16 protein-coding genes are annotated in these 15,370 nt (G+C 69.8%); 8 read left to right on the top strand and 8 right to left on the bottom strand.

What is annotated here, in order from left to right; all coding sequences use genetic code 11:
- Positions 1-2: 2 nt before the first annotated feature.
- A complete protein-coding gene (locus tag C1I97_RS06725) occupies positions 3-887 on the bottom strand; it encodes an SDR family oxidoreductase (RefSeq protein WP_111002308.1) in 885 nt (294 codons plus the stop codon).
- Positions 884-1,720 (bottom strand): DUF1990 domain-containing protein, encoded by an 837-nt coding sequence (locus tag C1I97_RS06720; RefSeq protein ID WP_258382451.1) that lies wholly within the window; start codon positions 1,718-1,720, stop codon positions 884-886. The genes C1I97_RS06725 and C1I97_RS06720 overlap by 4 nt, the downstream gene beginning before the upstream one ends.
- Positions 1,721-1,834: 114 nt before the next feature.
- On the opposite strand from C1I97_RS06720, the gene C1I97_RS06715 reads away from it, so the two are divergent.
- The 4 genes from C1I97_RS06715 (at position 1,835) to C1I97_RS41175 (ending at position 4,998) form a co-directional block, all read left to right on the top strand.
- The gene (locus C1I97_RS06715) at positions 1,835-2,047 is read left to right on the top strand and encodes a hypothetical protein (protein WP_111002307.1); all 213 of its coding nucleotides are present in this window, start codon (positions 1,835-1,837) and stop codon (positions 2,045-2,047) included.
- Positions 2,044-2,775 carry a DUF1990 family protein gene (locus tag C1I97_RS06710; RefSeq protein WP_111002306.1) on the top strand — a complete coding sequence of 244 codons (732 nt, stop codon included), beginning with the start codon at positions 2,044-2,046 and terminating at the stop codon, positions 2,773-2,775. The genes C1I97_RS06715 and C1I97_RS06710 overlap by 4 nt, the downstream gene beginning before the upstream one ends.
- 376 nt (positions 2,776-3,151) lie before the next feature.
- Entirely contained in the window at positions 3,152-4,351 is a 1,200-nt protein-coding gene (locus C1I97_RS06700) for a PP2C family protein-serine/threonine phosphatase (RefSeq protein ID WP_111002305.1), read from the top strand.
- A 419-nt stretch (positions 4,352-4,770) separates the two neighbouring features.
- Positions 4,771-4,998 carry a DUF6003 family protein gene (locus C1I97_RS41175; RefSeq protein WP_111002304.1) on the top strand — a complete coding sequence of 76 codons (228 nt, stop codon included), beginning with the start codon at positions 4,771-4,773 and terminating at the stop codon, positions 4,996-4,998.
- Between the two features lie 60 nt (positions 4,999-5,058).
- Here C1I97_RS41175 and C1I97_RS06690 read toward each other — a convergent pair whose 3' ends face one another.
- From C1I97_RS06690 to C1I97_RS06665, 5 genes are all read right to left on the bottom strand, one after another.
- Complete coding sequence (locus C1I97_RS06690; protein ID WP_111002303.1) at positions 5,059-5,451, bottom strand: DUF2267 domain-containing protein; 393 nt, start codon at positions 5,449-5,451, stop codon at positions 5,059-5,061.
- An 80-nt stretch (positions 5,452-5,531) separates the two neighbouring features.
- Entirely contained in the window at positions 5,532-6,029 is a 498-nt protein-coding gene (locus tag C1I97_RS06685) for a hemerythrin domain-containing protein (RefSeq protein ID WP_111002302.1), read from the bottom strand.
- Between the two features lie 186 nt (positions 6,030-6,215).
- Positions 6,216-8,807 carry an alkaline phosphatase family protein gene (locus C1I97_RS06680; protein WP_146608169.1) on the bottom strand — a complete coding sequence of 864 codons (2,592 nt, stop codon included), beginning with the start codon at positions 8,805-8,807 and terminating at the stop codon, positions 6,216-6,218.
- 289 nt (positions 8,808-9,096) lie between these two features.
- On the bottom strand, positions 9,097-10,371 hold the full coding sequence (locus C1I97_RS06670; protein WP_111002299.1) for a BTAD domain-containing putative transcriptional regulator: 1,275 nt from the start codon (positions 10,369-10,371) through the stop codon (positions 9,097-9,099).
- The gene (locus C1I97_RS06665) at positions 10,305-10,844 is read right to left on the bottom strand and encodes an AfsR/SARP family transcriptional regulator (RefSeq protein WP_181446600.1); all 540 of its coding nucleotides are present in this window, start codon (positions 10,842-10,844) and stop codon (positions 10,305-10,307) included. Before C1I97_RS06665 ends, C1I97_RS06670 begins: the two co-directional genes overlap by 67 nt.
- Before the next feature lie 290 nt (positions 10,845-11,134).
- On the opposite strand from C1I97_RS06665, the gene C1I97_RS41170 reads away from it, so the two are divergent.
- From C1I97_RS41170 to C1I97_RS06655, 3 genes are all read left to right on the top strand, one after another.
- Positions 11,135-11,260 carry a hypothetical protein gene (locus C1I97_RS41170; protein ID WP_258382449.1) on the top strand — a complete coding sequence of 42 codons (126 nt, stop codon included), beginning with the start codon at positions 11,135-11,137 and terminating at the stop codon, positions 11,258-11,260.
- 654 nt (positions 11,261-11,914) lie between these two features.
- Positions 11,915-12,808, top strand: a complete 894-nt coding sequence (locus C1I97_RS06660; protein WP_111002297.1) for a Rieske 2Fe-2S domain-containing protein — start codon at positions 11,915-11,917, stop codon at positions 12,806-12,808.
- A gap of 111 nt (positions 12,809-12,919) precedes the next feature.
- Positions 12,920-13,390, top strand: coding sequence for a GNAT family N-acetyltransferase (locus C1I97_RS06655; RefSeq protein ID WP_258382448.1), 471 nt, complete (start codon positions 12,920-12,922; stop codon positions 13,388-13,390).
- Between the two features lie 310 nt (positions 13,391-13,700).
- On the opposite strand, the gene C1I97_RS06650 is transcribed toward C1I97_RS06655, so the two are convergent.
- Entirely contained in the window at positions 13,701-14,768 is a 1,068-nt protein-coding gene (locus C1I97_RS06650) for a sensor histidine kinase (RefSeq protein ID WP_111002295.1), read from the bottom strand.
- Positions 14,769-14,988: 220 nt separating this feature from the next.
- On the opposite strand from C1I97_RS06650, the gene C1I97_RS06645 reads away from it, so the two are divergent.
- A partial coding sequence (locus C1I97_RS06645) for a DUF6223 family protein (RefSeq protein WP_111002294.1) occupies positions 14,989-15,370 on the top strand: 382 nt, incomplete at its 3' end.

Here is a 15,370-nt window from a genome sequence, read left to right as displayed (position 1 = left end):
GGTCAGCCATCGTTCGGTTCTGCCGCAGCGTGGTCGGCTCGTCCGCCGGCACCGAGGCGGCCCGTGGCGCGCAACGGCTGCCCGGTGTCCAAGCGGGGCAGCTCGTGGCGGGACACCCGTAGCACGATGGGGGGCAGGGCTGAACGCACCGCCTGAAGGGCACGCAGCCACGACGGTACGTAGACGGCGCTGCGGCGGCGCTCCACCGCGCGCGCCAGTCGGGCGGCGACCATGCCGGCCGGGTGGATGGTGCGGGCGGACGGGGGCATGTGGGTGCGCAACTCGTGCATGGCCGTGAATCGTTCGGCCTTGCGGATCATGTCGGTGTCCGTCCAGGCGGGGTAGGCAATGCCCACGGCGACCCCTTGGTGTGCTACCTCTGCCTGCAGTGCGTGTGCGAAGGCTTCCACGCCCGCCTTGGAAGCACAGTAAGCGCTCATCATCGGGGTGGCGCCGAGCGACGCCAGCGAAGCGACCTGCAGAAAATAGCCGGCCGTCGCCACCAGGTCGGGCAGGAAGGTCCGTGCCGTGTGGGCACTGCCCGTCAGGTTCACGTCGATGACTCGGCGCCATGAGGCGGCATCCGATGTCGCGAAAGGGCCTCCTTCGGCGATTCCCGCGTTCGCCACGACCACCGACGGCCGGCCGAGGCGTCCGCGGACCTCGCCCGCCGCATCGTCCAGCGCGGTGTTGTCGGTGACGTCGACTTCGATCGCCAGCGCTGCGGTGGGCAGGGATGCCGCCAACGCACGCAGTTCGGGACCCTCATGGCCGAGGAGCGCCAGGCGCGCCCCGCGCCGGGCCAGTTCGTGCGCCAGTGCCGCGCCCAGTCCGCGCGCGGCTCCGGTCACCACGATGGTCCGGTCTTTGAGGGGACTGTCCGTCACCGGCTGTTCCTTCGCCGCCAGCCCCGCCTCGTGCCTGCCTCACGGACCGCTCCCGCCAGGTGGCGGGCCCCGGGTCCGCGCCACCCCGGAGGATTCCCTCCGGTCCACGGCATCGGGCGGACCGGTGCCCTGCCCGGAGGGTCGAGCCGGCGGGTGGAGATGTGCACTCCGTCAACCAGTCGCCCACCCGAGGCCGTGACGGCGGACAGACAGAACCGGACCCACATGTTGAGCTGGACCTCCTTCGCCAGACGCAGGTGCGAATACAGCAGGTGCACCAAGCGGCTGCCGGCGCAGCCCCAGAGCTCGATCTCGAACGCCAGCAGGTCGTCGGCTTCTCGCGCACGGAACTGCACCTGCCCGGCCTCCATGTGACCGCGCAGAGTCACCAGGTGCAGGGAATCCGCCTCGCGGCGCACGACCCTGACGGGTCCGTTCCAGGGCCCCGGCATCTCCACCAGCAGCTCGTCCGCGACGTCCAGGCCATGGTCGCGGAGCTCACCCGTGTGGATGTCGACCACTTCCGAGGGAACGAAGCGTTTGAAGTCCCGGCAGACCCATTCGATGAGCTGGTCCGCGTCGAGGTCGGCCGCAGCGATGCCCACCCGGAAGAGGCGGTGGTACAGGGGGCCGCAGCCGTCCTCCGCCCGTTGCACCTGGTCGTCGACCGCTTCGGAGGGCAGCTGCGGGGGGTGGTCCCGCTCGTCGCCCTGGCACTCGCCACCACGATGGAGGGGGGTGGTCTCCCAGAGGTAGCGCCAGGTGACCAGCACCGTGCCCAGGAGCCACCGCGCCAGCACGGCGAGTACGCGAGGACAGCGAGGTCCCGACATCCGCACCCCTTCAGACCGGCAAACCGTCGTAAACAGGCATGAACACGTGTATACCCTGGTATAGCGGTGGTGACAAAGTGGTGATGCCACAAGCGGACGAACCCGGAGGCCCCCATGGTGGTCCGGCTCCTGCACCGGGCGGGCGCACGCCGCGCTCACCTGCACCTCGCCTCACTCGCCGCGATCGGTCTGTGCCTGACGCTGTGGGTGCGCGCGAAGACCGTCGACCAGGAACAGCGGGGAAACGCCGAGCGACGTGCGCTCTTCGTAGGCCTGTGGCCACCGATGCTGTGGTTGATCGGCGAGTCACTACCGGAATCCGAGTGATCCCCTTGGGCGACTGGGTGTTCGGGCGGCTCGACGCCGCACGGGTGTGGAAGGGTCTCGCGGACGCACGCGTCAACTACTCGGCCGACGAGGTACGCCGGCCGTCCTGGAACATCGACACCTACCGCACCACGCTGCCAGCGGAGCGGCCGGGCCCTCCGGAGCCGGGAGGGCCTTGGGAGCACGCCTGCCGGCTGGTCCGCGACTACCAGTTCTCCCCGCCGGAGATCGTCCGGGCACTGTACGACCCGGCCGCACCGCTCCTCGGCCGTGACATGCTGCTCGAGGCCCGTTTCCACGGCATGCACTTCTACTGCGGTGTGCGCGTCACCGAGGTGGTGGACGAGACCCGGGACAACGCGGACCGCGTCTGGGGATGGGCCTACGAGACCCTGGAGGGCCACCTGGAGCGTGGCAAGGCCACCTACGAGGTGGTGAAGCAGCAGGATACGGGTCAGGTGCGGTTCGTGGTCTCCTGCCATTCGCAAGGCGCTCCCACCCTGGACCGGATCACTTTCCTCGGGTGGCGGCTGTTCGGCCGCCGCACCCAGTTGCGGTTCTACCGCCGGTGCGGCGAACGCCTGCGGGACTTCGTCGAGGCCGCGTTGCGCGGTGAGCGCTCGAACCCCAGCCCTCCGACCCGCGTCGAACACTTGGTGTGTGCGCCCTCCGACGCGAAAATGCGCCGCTTGGACGCGCTGGCGATCCATCGCGTCGCCCCCGGCTGAGAGAGCGCTTTCTGTCGTTGTTTCATCCCGGAATCTTCGGCTGGTGCGGCTTGTGGAGTCGCGCCAGGTGAGGGCGTTCTCGCCGGTGGGACGGCGGGCCACGAGGTCGGTCACCGCGAGGTGGATCATGACTTCGGAGCGGGCGGGGAGGGTTTCACAGTCGCGGGCCAGGCGGCGGTGACCTGGTCGAGCAGGTGGGTGCCGGCCACGGAGTCCCGGACGCCGGCGGCGGTGATCAGCGCCGCCGGCAGGAGGCCGCGCGTGTCCTCACAGAAAGTGTTCGCCTGTCGCTCGGGGCAAAGCCGGTGCGGGACCGGGTGAGGGTGGTGCCCGCAGCCGTATCGGGGCACGTGGAGGGAGACGCTGGGAGGCGACGATGGCACATGAGCGGATCGGTCTGGCTGAGCTGCTCGCCGCGGCGGAGGACGCCGCGCCGGTGGCGTCTCTCGATGTGGTGGCACGCAATCTGCGCGACCGGTTCGGCGCGCGGTACGTGTCGTTCCTGTTCGTCGACATCATCGGCCAGAAGGTGGTGCGGGTCAGCGAGGAAGCGGATACGCAGCAGGGCCACCGCGCCGACCAGATCGACCTGCCCGGCAGCGTCTACGACGAGGTCCTGCGCTCCCAGAAGCTGGTGCAGGCCCCGGACGACGAGCAGGGGCAGTGGGTGATCGCCCCGGTCACCAACCGCGGCGACACCATCGGCGTACTGGAATTGTTCCTCCCCGACATCACGCAGGACGTGCTGGGGCAGGTCGAGGAGGCCGCGCACGCGCTGGCCTACATCATCGTCACCGACCGCCGCTTCACCGACCTCTACCACTGGGGCCAGCGCACCACCCCGGTCAGCCTGGCCGCCGAGATCCAGCGCCAGCTCCTGCCCTCCGCCCCCTCGTGCGAGGCAGCCGAGTTCGTCCTCGCCGGCGCCCTGATCCCCGCCGACAGCATCGCCGGCGACACCTACGACTACACCCTCGATCACGACACCCTGCACCTGTCCATCACCGACGCCATGGGCCACGACGTCGACGCCGCTCTCATGGCCACCCTCCTGATCAACGCCTCCCGCGGCGCCCGCCGCGCCGGAACCGGCCTGGCCGAGCAAGCCCGCTGGATCCACCAGGCCCTCATCGACCACGGCCGCCACACCTTCGCCACCGGCCAGCTCCTGCGCATCGCCCTCGACGGCAGCGGCACCCAGCTCGTCAACGCCGGCCACCCCTGGCCCCTGCGTCTGCGCGAGGGCACGGCCGAGGAAGTACGCCTGGAGGTCGACCTGCCCTTCGGCATCCCCGCACCTGTCCCCTACCGCGTGCAGGACCTCGACCTGCACCCCGATGACCGCCTCCTGCTCTACACCGACGGCCTGCAGGAGCGCCAAGCCGAGTCCGTCGAGCTGCCCGCCCTGCTCCGCGACACCGCCGACGAGCATCCCCGCGAGGTCGTCCGCATCCTGACCGTCATGGTCACCGACGCCTGCGACGGACATCTGGCCGACGACGCCACCGTCATGTGCCTGGACTGGCACGGCCCCCGAACCGGTGGCCGCCACACCCACGCCGGAGCCGACCGGTAACCAGGGAGTCGGCCACATCCCGGCAGCAGCTGCTCCCCCGCACCCCACGGCGGCGGTGCGGTCTGCTCACACCCACACGCGTGTGACGGCGCGGCAGGGTCGTGTCCCACGAGGTGATGCAGGGGATCAAGCGCTTCGCGTCCCGGTACAAGGCCCACGATGCTCTCCGTGGAGACAGCAGTCCGCGAAGCGTCCCGTTGAGGTGGGTTGAACGCCTGATCCAGCGGGACCGCCGCCCCCGACCTGCGGATTCCGGCTCCTTGATCCCCTGCACCACCTGGCGGGGCATGACCCTTTCCGCAGACGGCTTCGGCCGAGCAGGGACCGGACGCGGCGGCGCCCGGATCGATGGCGTCGGTGTGGCAGGAGGGGCCAGCGGTGACGGTACTGGCTGGCGCCGCCCGGCCAGACGGCGGCTCATGAGTCTGGTCATCGGCCACAGGACCATCGCCTCGGCGACATCGGTACGCGTTTCGCAGTCCCTGGCCGGACGGCGGGTGCGCGTCAGCCACCCGAACGCGCGCTCTACCACCCAGGACTGGCAGTCGCTGGTCCACCGCGCCCTCACCGCCAAAATTCCCGCGCCGCGCATCGCGCAGCTCACCGGCCTGGATCCGCAGGACATCGTCCAGGCCGCCGGCGGCTGATCCACTGATCGCATGCCGGTCCCACAGCGCCTGGAGCGCCGGCTTCGCCGACCTGGCTGGTCATCCAGGATCCGTGCAACCGAACAGGCCGGCGTGCCCTGGTGGCAGCTGGGTGAGGAGACGACGCAGCAGTGCGTTGTCCGCGACCTCGGCGAGGGTGGGGAGTACGGCGTCGATCTCGCGCCTGGCCTCGGCGAGGTCTTCGTTGCTGCGGTCGGCCACGGCTTCGACGAATGACGCGGGTGTCAGCGGTTCGTTGGCCGGCTCGCTTGCGGTCAGCAGTGGTCCGCACCCCTCGGGCAGTAGGGCGGCCAGGTCCGTGCGGTCGTCACCCACCAAGTGGGCGCCGAGGACTTCCAGCACGTTCTGCACGGCTCTGGCTCCTTGTTGTGGCCTGTCGTAGCCTGCGCGTTCGGTGACCTGGGTGAGGAAGGTGTCCAGGCTCCAGTCCATGACAGCTCCTGTCGTAGATCTCTTCTCCGCGGCGGTCCGGACCGCCCGGCCGCCGGGCCTTCGCGACGCAGGTGAGGACATCACGCGGGTGCGGCGGCCTGAACCATGCGGTGCACGCTGGCGACGCTGCCGCATCGCGCCGTCAGCAGGTCGGCCTCTGTCCTGGCGAAGCCGGCGCCGAGTTCCTCCCGGCAACGCCGGCTGAGGCTTTCCCGTACCCGGTTGACGAGGGTGCGCTCCTCCTCGTCCGTGTGGCGGGCGGTGGCCGAGGCCAGTCGCTGCAGCCTCCACTCCCATTCGGCGGAGCCGATCTCGCGCACCTGCAGGAGCGCGAAGAGGATTTTGACGGCTTCCTGGTGTGCGGTCTCGATGCGCTCGACGGTGTCGGCGTCCTCGAAGGAGACAAGGACAGGGTGCACCGAAGCTCTCTCAGCCTCACCGTGCGCGATCATCAGGTGCGCGAAGTCATGAAGCGCGGTCTGGCGGTCGGCCTCGGTGCTGCGCATCAGGCGGAGCAGATCTTCCATCATCCGGTGATCCTCGAGGATCAGCTCGACGACATCCTGGGCCGGTGTCATGGGATGCGCCTCCTTCCTGAGTGGCTTTCACCTCCCGTTACCCGCACCCCTTTCATGAATTCTCCACTTTGCCCCATTTGCCGAGTCTTTCCAGGTCAAACAGGCCTCGGGGGCGGTCGGCTTCCGGCAGCCCTCTCAGCAGCACAGGCCCGCCGTCCTGAGGAGACGGACGCTTCAGCAGGTCGGTTACTTGCCCCCTGGTGTCCGAGTCAGTAAATCGGAGCCGTTGACGCTGTTCATCGGATACGTCGGCTTGATCACCGAGTAGGTCCGGTAGTCGGGCTTGTCGGTGAAGGACGCACTCATCGGCGTGGAGTAGTCGTCAAACCGGGTGAGGGGGCCGATTCCGGCGAACAGTCCGACGGTCCGGACCATCGAGGCGGTGCTGTAGAAGGTCGAGTCGACCTTTCCGGTCTGGGTGTACGGGCTGACCGCCAGGGCGAGCGTCCGGTGGGCATCGACGTGGTCGGGCCCGTTCTGGGCTTCGTCCTCGGTGACGAGGACGACCGTGTCCTTCCAGAACTGCGAGTGGGACACCGCATCCACCAGCCTGCCGAGGGCGTAGTCGTTGTCGGCCACCATGGCCTTGGGTGTGGGCTTACCGGCCGCGGTGCCGAAGGTGTGGTCACCGGGGAACCGGACGAACTGCACCGTGGGCATGTCGCCCGTGGCCTCGTACTCACGGAAGCTCTTCAGCCACTGGTCGACCCGTGGAGACAGGCAGGTGTCCTTGGTGGGAGCGAACGTTCCCGCCGAGTCCGGGCAGCCCAGATCGTCCTGGAACATGTGATCGGTCCGGGCGTCGAGCACCGGGTCCCCGGCGTGGACCTCGCTCCCCCGACGCGTCACGTAGAAGCCGAAGTTCGCAAAGCTCACACCGGCCTTGTCCAAGCGCTGCCAGAGATAGGAGTTCTGGGGGTCCTGGGCGGCGTTCTCCGGAACGTTGTGCTCGCCGGGGTACACGCCCTTGCGGCCGGAGTACGCCGCGGGCCACATCTGCTCGGCGTAGGGATTGGAGTTCGACTGGGTCACCCAGTTCCAGGCGCTGGCGCTGACCTGGCCATCGGCATAGAAGTTGTCGATGGTGGTGAAGCGCCGCGCCAACTCGCGGGTGTTGGGCGCCGACTCGTCCCCGAACAGGTTGAGGCCGGGGTCGCCGTTGCCCTTCCCCAGGCTGCCGAGCACCTGGTCGTAGCTGCGGTTCTCCTTGACTACGTAGATCACATGCTTGACGGGAGTCCTGTCGCCGGGTCTGCGCGGCACGACTGCGCCGCTGACCTCGGTCACTGGGGCGTTGTTGCGTTCCACCCGGCGGGTGTACTCATCGAGTTGCTCGCCGGAGTCCGGCACATCCACGCTGCTCAGCGTGCCGACGATCATCGACCCGACGTACTGGCTGGGTGACGTTCCGCCTGGGCGCTCGGGATCGGGGTGTCCAGGACCGTTGTTCGGGCCCGCCCCCAGCCCCCGGGCATTCGTGATCCGAAGGCGGCCGTTGTACCAGATCACCGCACTGGGATACCAACCGGTGGGAATCCTCCCCAGAACCCTGCCGTGGGTCAGGTCGACCACCGAAACGCTGTTGTTGCCCGACTCGGTGACAAACAGTCGCTTGCCCGCGCCGTCCAGGGCCAGGCCAGTGGGATTGCTGCCGACGAGAGCCTTTTGGGACGGCGACACGGAGAAGCTGCGCGTCACCCTCTTGGTCGTGAGGTCCACCTCGCTGACGCTGTCGGCGTCGCCGTTCGCGACGTAGAGCCTCCGGCCGGACGCGGAGAGCACCGACTTGTTCGGATGCAGCCCTACCTTGATCTGCCCCGTCACCCGAGGTGCGGGGCCTGTCACATCAACGATGTCGACGGTGTCGGCACCCTGGTTCGACACGTAGGCGGTGTGCCCGTCCTTGCTGAGCGTCACCCACACCGGCCGATGACCCGCGGCAACGGTCCGTACCTGCCCGCTGACCGTGTCGGCGACCGTTACGGCGTCACCGAGCTGATCGGCGACGACGAGCTTCTTCCCTTCCGGGGTGACCGCCAGGCCGGCCGGGAAAAGCGTGAGGGCCTTGCCGTCCGCGGTCTTGGCGGGCAGCTTGACGGGATCACGTTCGGTGAGCCGCCCACCGGCAAACGACAGCACCCGGATCTTGGAGTTCGCCGCGGCACTGGCGTAAGCGGTCTTGCCGTCCGGACTCCACGCCAGGCCTATGTACAGCGACTCCGGTGACGGATACGACAGTGTCTGGACAACCTTGTTCGTCCGGGTGTCGACCAACTGCAGGCTCTGAACGCCCTGACCGTTGTTGGTCACCAGCAGATGGCGACCGTCGGGGTGAAGAACCGCGTTCAGCGGGAGGTTCCCGAGCCTCGTCTGGTCACCTGCTGGCGTCACCCGGTATCCGACGGGCGTGACCGCAGTGCCGTCTTTTCGGGGACCGGCGGTCTTGTTGACGAGTGGGGATGAGGCGGTCTGCCGCGTTTCCACAGGTGACGGGCCGTCATTTCCGCTGGGCGCGGCGCCGGTCGGGGCCCTGGGCGCCCCAGCGGTGACGACCGTGGCCAAAGCCGCACCGCCGATTGCGAGTGTACGCATTTTCGATCCGGTCATTACCTTCTCCCCTGCCCCGCAAGGCGGTGCGGCGTCGGCGCGGGCTGAGAAAATTCTCCTTACTGAACCGCTCTCACCGCACGGGGCATTCAGGTGAATGAGCCGAATCGCCACGAAATTACCTGAATAGGCGCCACAGATTGCCTTTCGCCGCTCCAGGTAGTAACGCAAGCTCGTCAACCGACGACTGCATGACCGAGCACACCGGCGTCAGCCAGGTCACCGCCCGGTGATTTGTGAAGAACTCCGCACCCTGACCCGGCCGTTGCTCGCCACCGACCAGCACTCCAGTCCGGTCTCGTGATCTTGCGCAGGTCCGGCTGGGAGCAGGTACGGCCACCACGTGATCATCGGGGGTTGTGCGGCTGGACGCCCTGCGTGCCCGCGCGGCGGTACACCGGCACCGCGGGACGTACTGGCACCGAACGCCGCAACGTGGCCAGGCTGCCGCACTGGATTACTAGAGTTTGGTGTTGCCGCCCTTGTTCACGATGCTCGCCTTCTTGCAGTTGCCCCAGGTGAGCTTCAGGCCGGTTGTGCCCCCGCCCTTGCCGCCCCACTTGATCAGCGAAATCTTCTTGCCGCCGTAGCCGCCGGTCTTGTACTTGTTGCTCTTGAAGACGTTGCCGCTTCCGCAGCGCTCCCCCTTCTCCAGCCGTCCCCACTCGCTGAACAGGGCGTACTGGCCGGAACCGGTGAAGGTGTTCCCGCTGACCGTGTTGTTCTTGCTGCCGTCCCTGATCCGCACGGGGTCGCCGGTGATCGACGAGAACTTGTTGCCGGTGATGCTGCTGCCCGAGGTCCTGACCAGGTAGACGCCGTGCATGTTGCCGCCGTTGCGCAGGTTGGAGAAGGTGTTCTTCTTGATCACGATGCCTGAGGCGTTCTGGACGTGAACCCCGGCGTATCCGGTGGATCCACTGAGGTTCGTGAACTGGTTGCCGGAGATCGTGACGTTCCTGACGTTCCTGAGCAGGATCGCGTTGTTGTGCCCGGAGAACTTCTTGCCGCTGATGGTGAAGCCTCCGGGGCCCCCGTCGATGCAGAGCTGGTAGTCGCCCTTGGGGCACTTGACCTGGCCGGGGTACTTGGCCACGGCAACCGCTGAGCCCGGTGCGGCCGTGCCGGCCAGTGCCAGGGCGCTGCCGACGACCGTGACGGTGAGGGCGTGACGCGTACGCACAGGTTTCCTCCGATGCTGTCTGCTGTCTGCTGGTCCTCGCTGGAAGCGGCAGCCAGTCTTGCCGGTGGACCTTGGCGAAACCTTGAACCGGTTTTGGAGCGCCTGCTCAGGGGCCCGATCCGTGTCCGGCTCGCTCTTCGGCCCCAACAGCTTTTCCAGCCTGTCGAGTTCATCGGCACGCCCGATGAACATGGGCGGTGGTAAAGGAAGTTGTCTGGGAGCTGGTGCGGCAGTGTTCGCGTGGTTCGGCCTGGCGCGCACAGGAGCCGGTGTGGCCAGCCGCGGATCCGAGACGAGGATCTGCTGGTACAGCTCCCGCAGTCCCGGGCCCGGGTCGGTGCCCAGCTCGTCGGCCAGGCGGCGGCGTACCTCCTGATAGTGGTTCAGTGCGTCGGCGGGGCGTCCGCCCCGGTAGAGGGCGAGCATCAGCTGGGCGGCGAGCCGCTCGTCCAGCGGGTGGCTCTCGGCGTGCGCGGTGAGCGTGGTCAGCAGTTCGGCGTGCAGACCGCGGCGTAACTGGAGGTCCCCCGGTCCAGGACGGTCGTGATCCATTCCAGGTGCACGGTCTCGCGCTGGGCGTCGAACCAGGGGGTTTCCATTCCTCGGCACGCGTCGCCCCGCCAGAACGCGAGGGCCTGCTCGAACAGGCGTGCCGCCTCGTCCTCGTCCCCCGCGCCCATGGCGGTTCGGGCCCTGGCAGCGAGGGAGCGGAAGCGGTGCAGGTCGACAGCCGAGGGGTCGACGGTCAACTCGTAACCACCGGACCGCCGCACGATCTGCGTTTCCCCGGCCGCGGTCCGTAACGCTTGGCGCAGCCTGGACAGATAGCTGTACAGCGTCAACCGGGCACGTTGCGGAGCCCGCTCTCCCCAGACCCGGTCGATCAGCTGATCCGCCGTCACCGCTTGGTTGGCGTCCAACAGCAGCGCCGCCAGAACGCGCTGCTGCCGTGCGGGTCCCAAGTCCAGCCGGTTGCCGTCGACCCGGACCTCGACCGCACCCAGCACACGGAACTCCACCGCCACACGGACCACCCCCGGGGCAGATCTTATGGCCGCAGCCCCTGTCGCCGACCAGTTCCTCGAACGCCTCACCGGCGCCCCCACTGCTGCCGGACCCACTCCCCCGCCAGATCGGTGTCCCGCCCACCGCGACGTCGTTGCCCGTCATCGAGGTCACCCGGGGCCCCGCAGCGGGCCGACTGCGCCGGGCTGCCACCGGCAGCGGCTGTCCGAACGGGCGACGCCGGACAGTCGAGCGATCACGCTCACGTGCCGACGGCCCACCCATCGCGAGATCCGTCCAGCCGAACGTCGTGACGTCGCCCATGGCGGGCGTGTCGCCGTTCTGGCTCTCCTGGCTGACGTCGAGCCTGACCGCGCCGCGCGCCGTACGGCCGACGACGAGCGCGCCTTCGGTGGACACGTACCTGGCGTTCTGATCGCGCTGGAACGCGACGAACCGCCTGTGCGAGTCGAAGCGGTACCCGGTCACGAAGGCCCCTTCCGCAGAGGATCCGTACGGTCGGCCGTGGTGTGTGCGGTGATGGCGGCGGCCAGCGGGGGCACGGCCGCTCCGGGGAACGCGTGGCCGAGGCCTGGCACGGTGGTGAGCGTGGCTGCGGGGATCGCATGGGCGAGCCGGTCGCCGAGGAGGCACCGACGGCCCGTGGCGCAGGCCCATGGTCCGCGGCTTCCCCGGTACGGAACGGAGCCGTTGAGTCGTCACCCTCGCAATGCGCGCAAGGGGGTCATCCGCAGTGGCGGAGTTGTGTGCCGAAGGCCTGGAAGGCGGTACGGAGGGCGGACGGTTCGTGGAGGGTGAAGCCGGCGTTCAGGGCCGCGATGTCGGCCCGGACCCGGCAGGAACGGCGGCCGGATCCTCCACCAGAGGCCGGTCATCCGCATCGGCAACGCTGCCACCGCCACCGCCCTGGAGAGCGAGTGAGTGCTGCCGCAGTCGGCCGGCCCCGCCCCTCGGACAAGCCGGCCACGCGCCGGAGCGTGCCGCGGGCGAAACGCCGCACCCGGCGTTTCCGGTCCGGTGGGCGGGGCTACTCGCCTCTCACGCAACACAAGGCCCACGGGAGGACCGGATGACGCAGCAAGGCCCTGGAGCTGTCCTGTCGGCGCTGGATCGCCTGGAGCGGTGGGCCGGCGCCGACCGGGTGATCGGCGCCGTCCAGCAGAAAGTGCGGTCCGTGCCGCTGGGAGCAGGGCGAGACGCCCTGCACGGGCGCTGGCTCGGTCACCCCGTGCACCCCCTGCTGGTACAGGTGCCCATCGGCTCGTGGCTGTCCGCAGCCGTCCTGGATCTGCTGCCCGGGGTTCGGCAGGGGCCACGCGCGCTCATCGGCATCGGACTGGCCACTGCCGTTCCCGCGGCGGTGGCCGGCTGGGTGGACTGGGCCGAACTGCATCGCCAGCAGCAGCGGGTCGGCCTCGTCCACGCCCTGGCCAACGGTGCGGCGATATCGCTGTTCGCCGGATCCCTCATGGCCCGCTTCCGCGGCCGGGAGAGGACCGGGAAAGCCCTTGGGCTCGCCGGGCTGAGCGTCACCGGGCTCGGCGGCGCGCTGGGCGGGCACATGGCCTACCGGCAGGCATCCGGCGCCAACCACGCCGAGTACGTCCCCCACGTGGTGGCCCCTGGCTGGCACCGTCTGGGAGACATGGCCGACTTCCCGGTCGGGCAGGTGGTGCGCCGACACGTGGACGAGGTGCCCGTCATGGTCGTGCACGAGAGCGAGAACGTGGTGCGTGTCCTGGCCGACCGGTGCAGCCACATGGCGGGGCCTCTGTCGGAGGGGGACATCATCGACGGCTGCGTCCGCTGCCCCTGGCACGGCAGCGTCTTCCGGCTGGCCGACGGGTGGAACGTGCGGGGACCGGCGACCGCGCCGCAGCCCGCCTTCGACGCGCGGATCGTCGACGGCGCCGTTGAGGCCCGGCTGCGGCACCTGGAGACGAACCCGCGCAACGCCGGGTAACCCCTTCAGGCCGGAGCCCGCTCGAGCGGCCATCTCGTGCGACGCCGCCCGGTGGCGGCTCTTCACGTCGGCCCGGACGGCGCAGCTGCCGGATACGGGAAGGAGTGTGGGATGGGGTCCCCAGTCGTGCACCTACGGGAGATCACCGACGACAACCGGGATGCCGTTCGTGCCCTCCGCGTCCGAGGTGACCAGAAGCAGTTCGTCGCCTCCGTGTCCAAGTCGCTCAAGGAGGCGGCGAAGACGCCGGAGGCCAATCCCTGGTACCGCGCCGTGTACCGCGGCGACGAGCCGGCCGGCTTCGTGATGCTGTCGTGGAAACCACCGGCTGGTCCTTTCGAAGGGCGGCACTTCCTCTGGCGCCTCCTCGTCGACAAGCGGTACCAGAGGCGGGGGATCGGCCGGGAGGCGCTCACGCAGATCGCCGCCCTGGTTCGCGAGGACGGCGCCACCGAGCTGCTGACCAGCTACGAGCCCGGCGACGGCGAACCGTGGCCCTTCTACCAGAAGTTCGGGTTCGAACCCACCGGGGAGATCGACGACGGCGAGATCGTTCTGCGGCTCGCCCTCCCCGCTCGGTGAGCCCGTACGGGAAGCCCCGGGCGGATGCGGCCTTCAGTGGTCACACGGCAAAGAAGCCGGGGGCGTGGAAGTCGATGCCCAGCGGGCCGCTGCCGAGGCATCGGGGCCGACCACGGCGAAGCCGACCGAGTCGAGCGCTTCGGCAGCCATTGCCGGGTCGTCGGCGGACAGCTGATCTCTCCGGGCCCGAAGGTCTCTTCCACGGTGCGCGAGTCCACGGCCGCCCCTTTGGGCCATCAGCATGCGCACTCGGCTCCGTTCACGAGAGACGACAGCGCCCCGGCCAGGGCATCCGGCGGCCGACTGGAGGCTAGCCGCCTCCACCGCGTGGTTCGGCACGCAGCCGGCCGCCGAGGGCGGTGACGCGTTCGCGCATGCCGAGCAGCCCGAGGCCGGGTACCGGGGCGGTGGCCGGCGTCGCCTTGCCGTCGTCGTCGATGCGTATCGCGAGGGCGTCCGGACGGCAGTCGATCCGGACCGCCGCCGTGGCCGCGTCCGCGTGCCGGGCGACGTTGGTGAGCGACTCCTGAACGATCCGGTAGACGGTCCGGTCCACCGCGGCCGGCACGTCGTGTCGCTGTCCTTCGATCGTCAGCGTCGCGTCGAGGCCGAACGTACGGGCCCACTCCACCAGCTCCGGGACATCGTCGAGTCCGCGCGGCGGGGCCGTGTCGTCGTCGCGCAGCGCCTCCAGCGTCGCGCGCAGCTCCCGGCTTGCCTCACGCCCGGCCTTCTGGATCGCCAGCAGGGAAGGAGGCACCTCCTCGCCCCGCCTGCGGGCCACGTGCACGGCGACCTCCGCCTGCACCTTGATGACCGAGATCTGGTGGGTGAGCGAGTCGTGCAGTTCCCTGGCGATACGGAGCCGCGCGGTCTCCTCCCGGGTGCGCTCGGCCTCGTCCGCCCGCCGCTCGGCCTGCCGCAGCGCCTCTCCCGCGGCGGCGGCCGCGATCAGCCAGGCGATTTCGAGGGCGCCTCGGGCCTGCGCGAACGCCTCGCCCGTGTCGTGCAGGCCCGAGGCCAGGGCCGCGAGCGGGAGCAAGGCCAGCATGATCACGCTCGCCGCCACCGTGGCGGTGCGGTGTCCCGCCCGTACGGCCGCGTACGCCGCGAAAAGGTACGCGACAGCGGGCACGTCGAAACCGGCCGCCTGGTACCCCACCGCACACAGCCCGGTGACGGCCAGGACGGCAACCGGAGCCCGGCGGCGTGCGCCCAGCGCCAGCCCGCCGATCGTCAGCAGCGCGTATCCGAGCAAGGCGAGGTCCGTGGCGGAACGCTGCCCGGACAGGCCTGTGACCAGCAGCGCCGCCGCCACGCCGACAGCGATGACCCAGTCTCCGAACCGGGCCCGAACACTGGACTCACCTGCACTCATGCGCGCACCCTAGCTGGCCGCCACCGCGGGCGAGTCCCCCTCCTGAACGAGCGGCCAGCTACCGCGTGCGCAGTACCTTCGCGCCGCCTGCGGCGTCCGTGGTAGCCGGATGCGGCATCGGCCGCAGTGCGAAGTGTCTGCGTCCGCCGGACGACGGCGGGTGGGGCCGGCGGACATGCTCGGGCGACGCCCCGTCGTAGGAAGAGAAGGAGTAGTTCGAATGTCTGTTCGCCGCCTGCTCGCCGCCGCCGCGGCCGCCGTGCCCGGAGGCATCGGGCTTGCCGCACCGGCGGCCGCGCACGCCTCGGTCCAGCCGGTCGCCGCCGATGCTTACAGCCTGACCACCGGGCGGCTCGTGGGCACCACGGCCGCGCTCGTGGCGCTGGCCGGCGTGGTCATCGCCTGGCTGGCGCTGGCCCGCCCCGCCGGTCGTCTCGGCGCCGCCAACGGTCCGTTCGGGGCCGTGGTGGCCCTGGTGGCAGGGGTGGCCGCCACGGCCGTCGGCGCGACGTCGTCCTCGTCGGACGCCGAAGCCCCGAGGTGCGGTGACACCCGGTGCAGTGCCCCACCCCGAGAGCGGCGGCCCGTACAGCGGTGGGAGG

Source organism: Streptomyces sp. NTH33 (assembly GCF_003236365.1).
Taxonomy (GTDB): Bacteria; Actinomycetota; Actinomycetes; order Streptomycetales; family Streptomycetaceae; genus Streptomyces.
The sequence above is the reverse complement of the archived record's forward strand: the minus strand, read 5'-3'. Positions and strand labels throughout refer to the sequence as shown.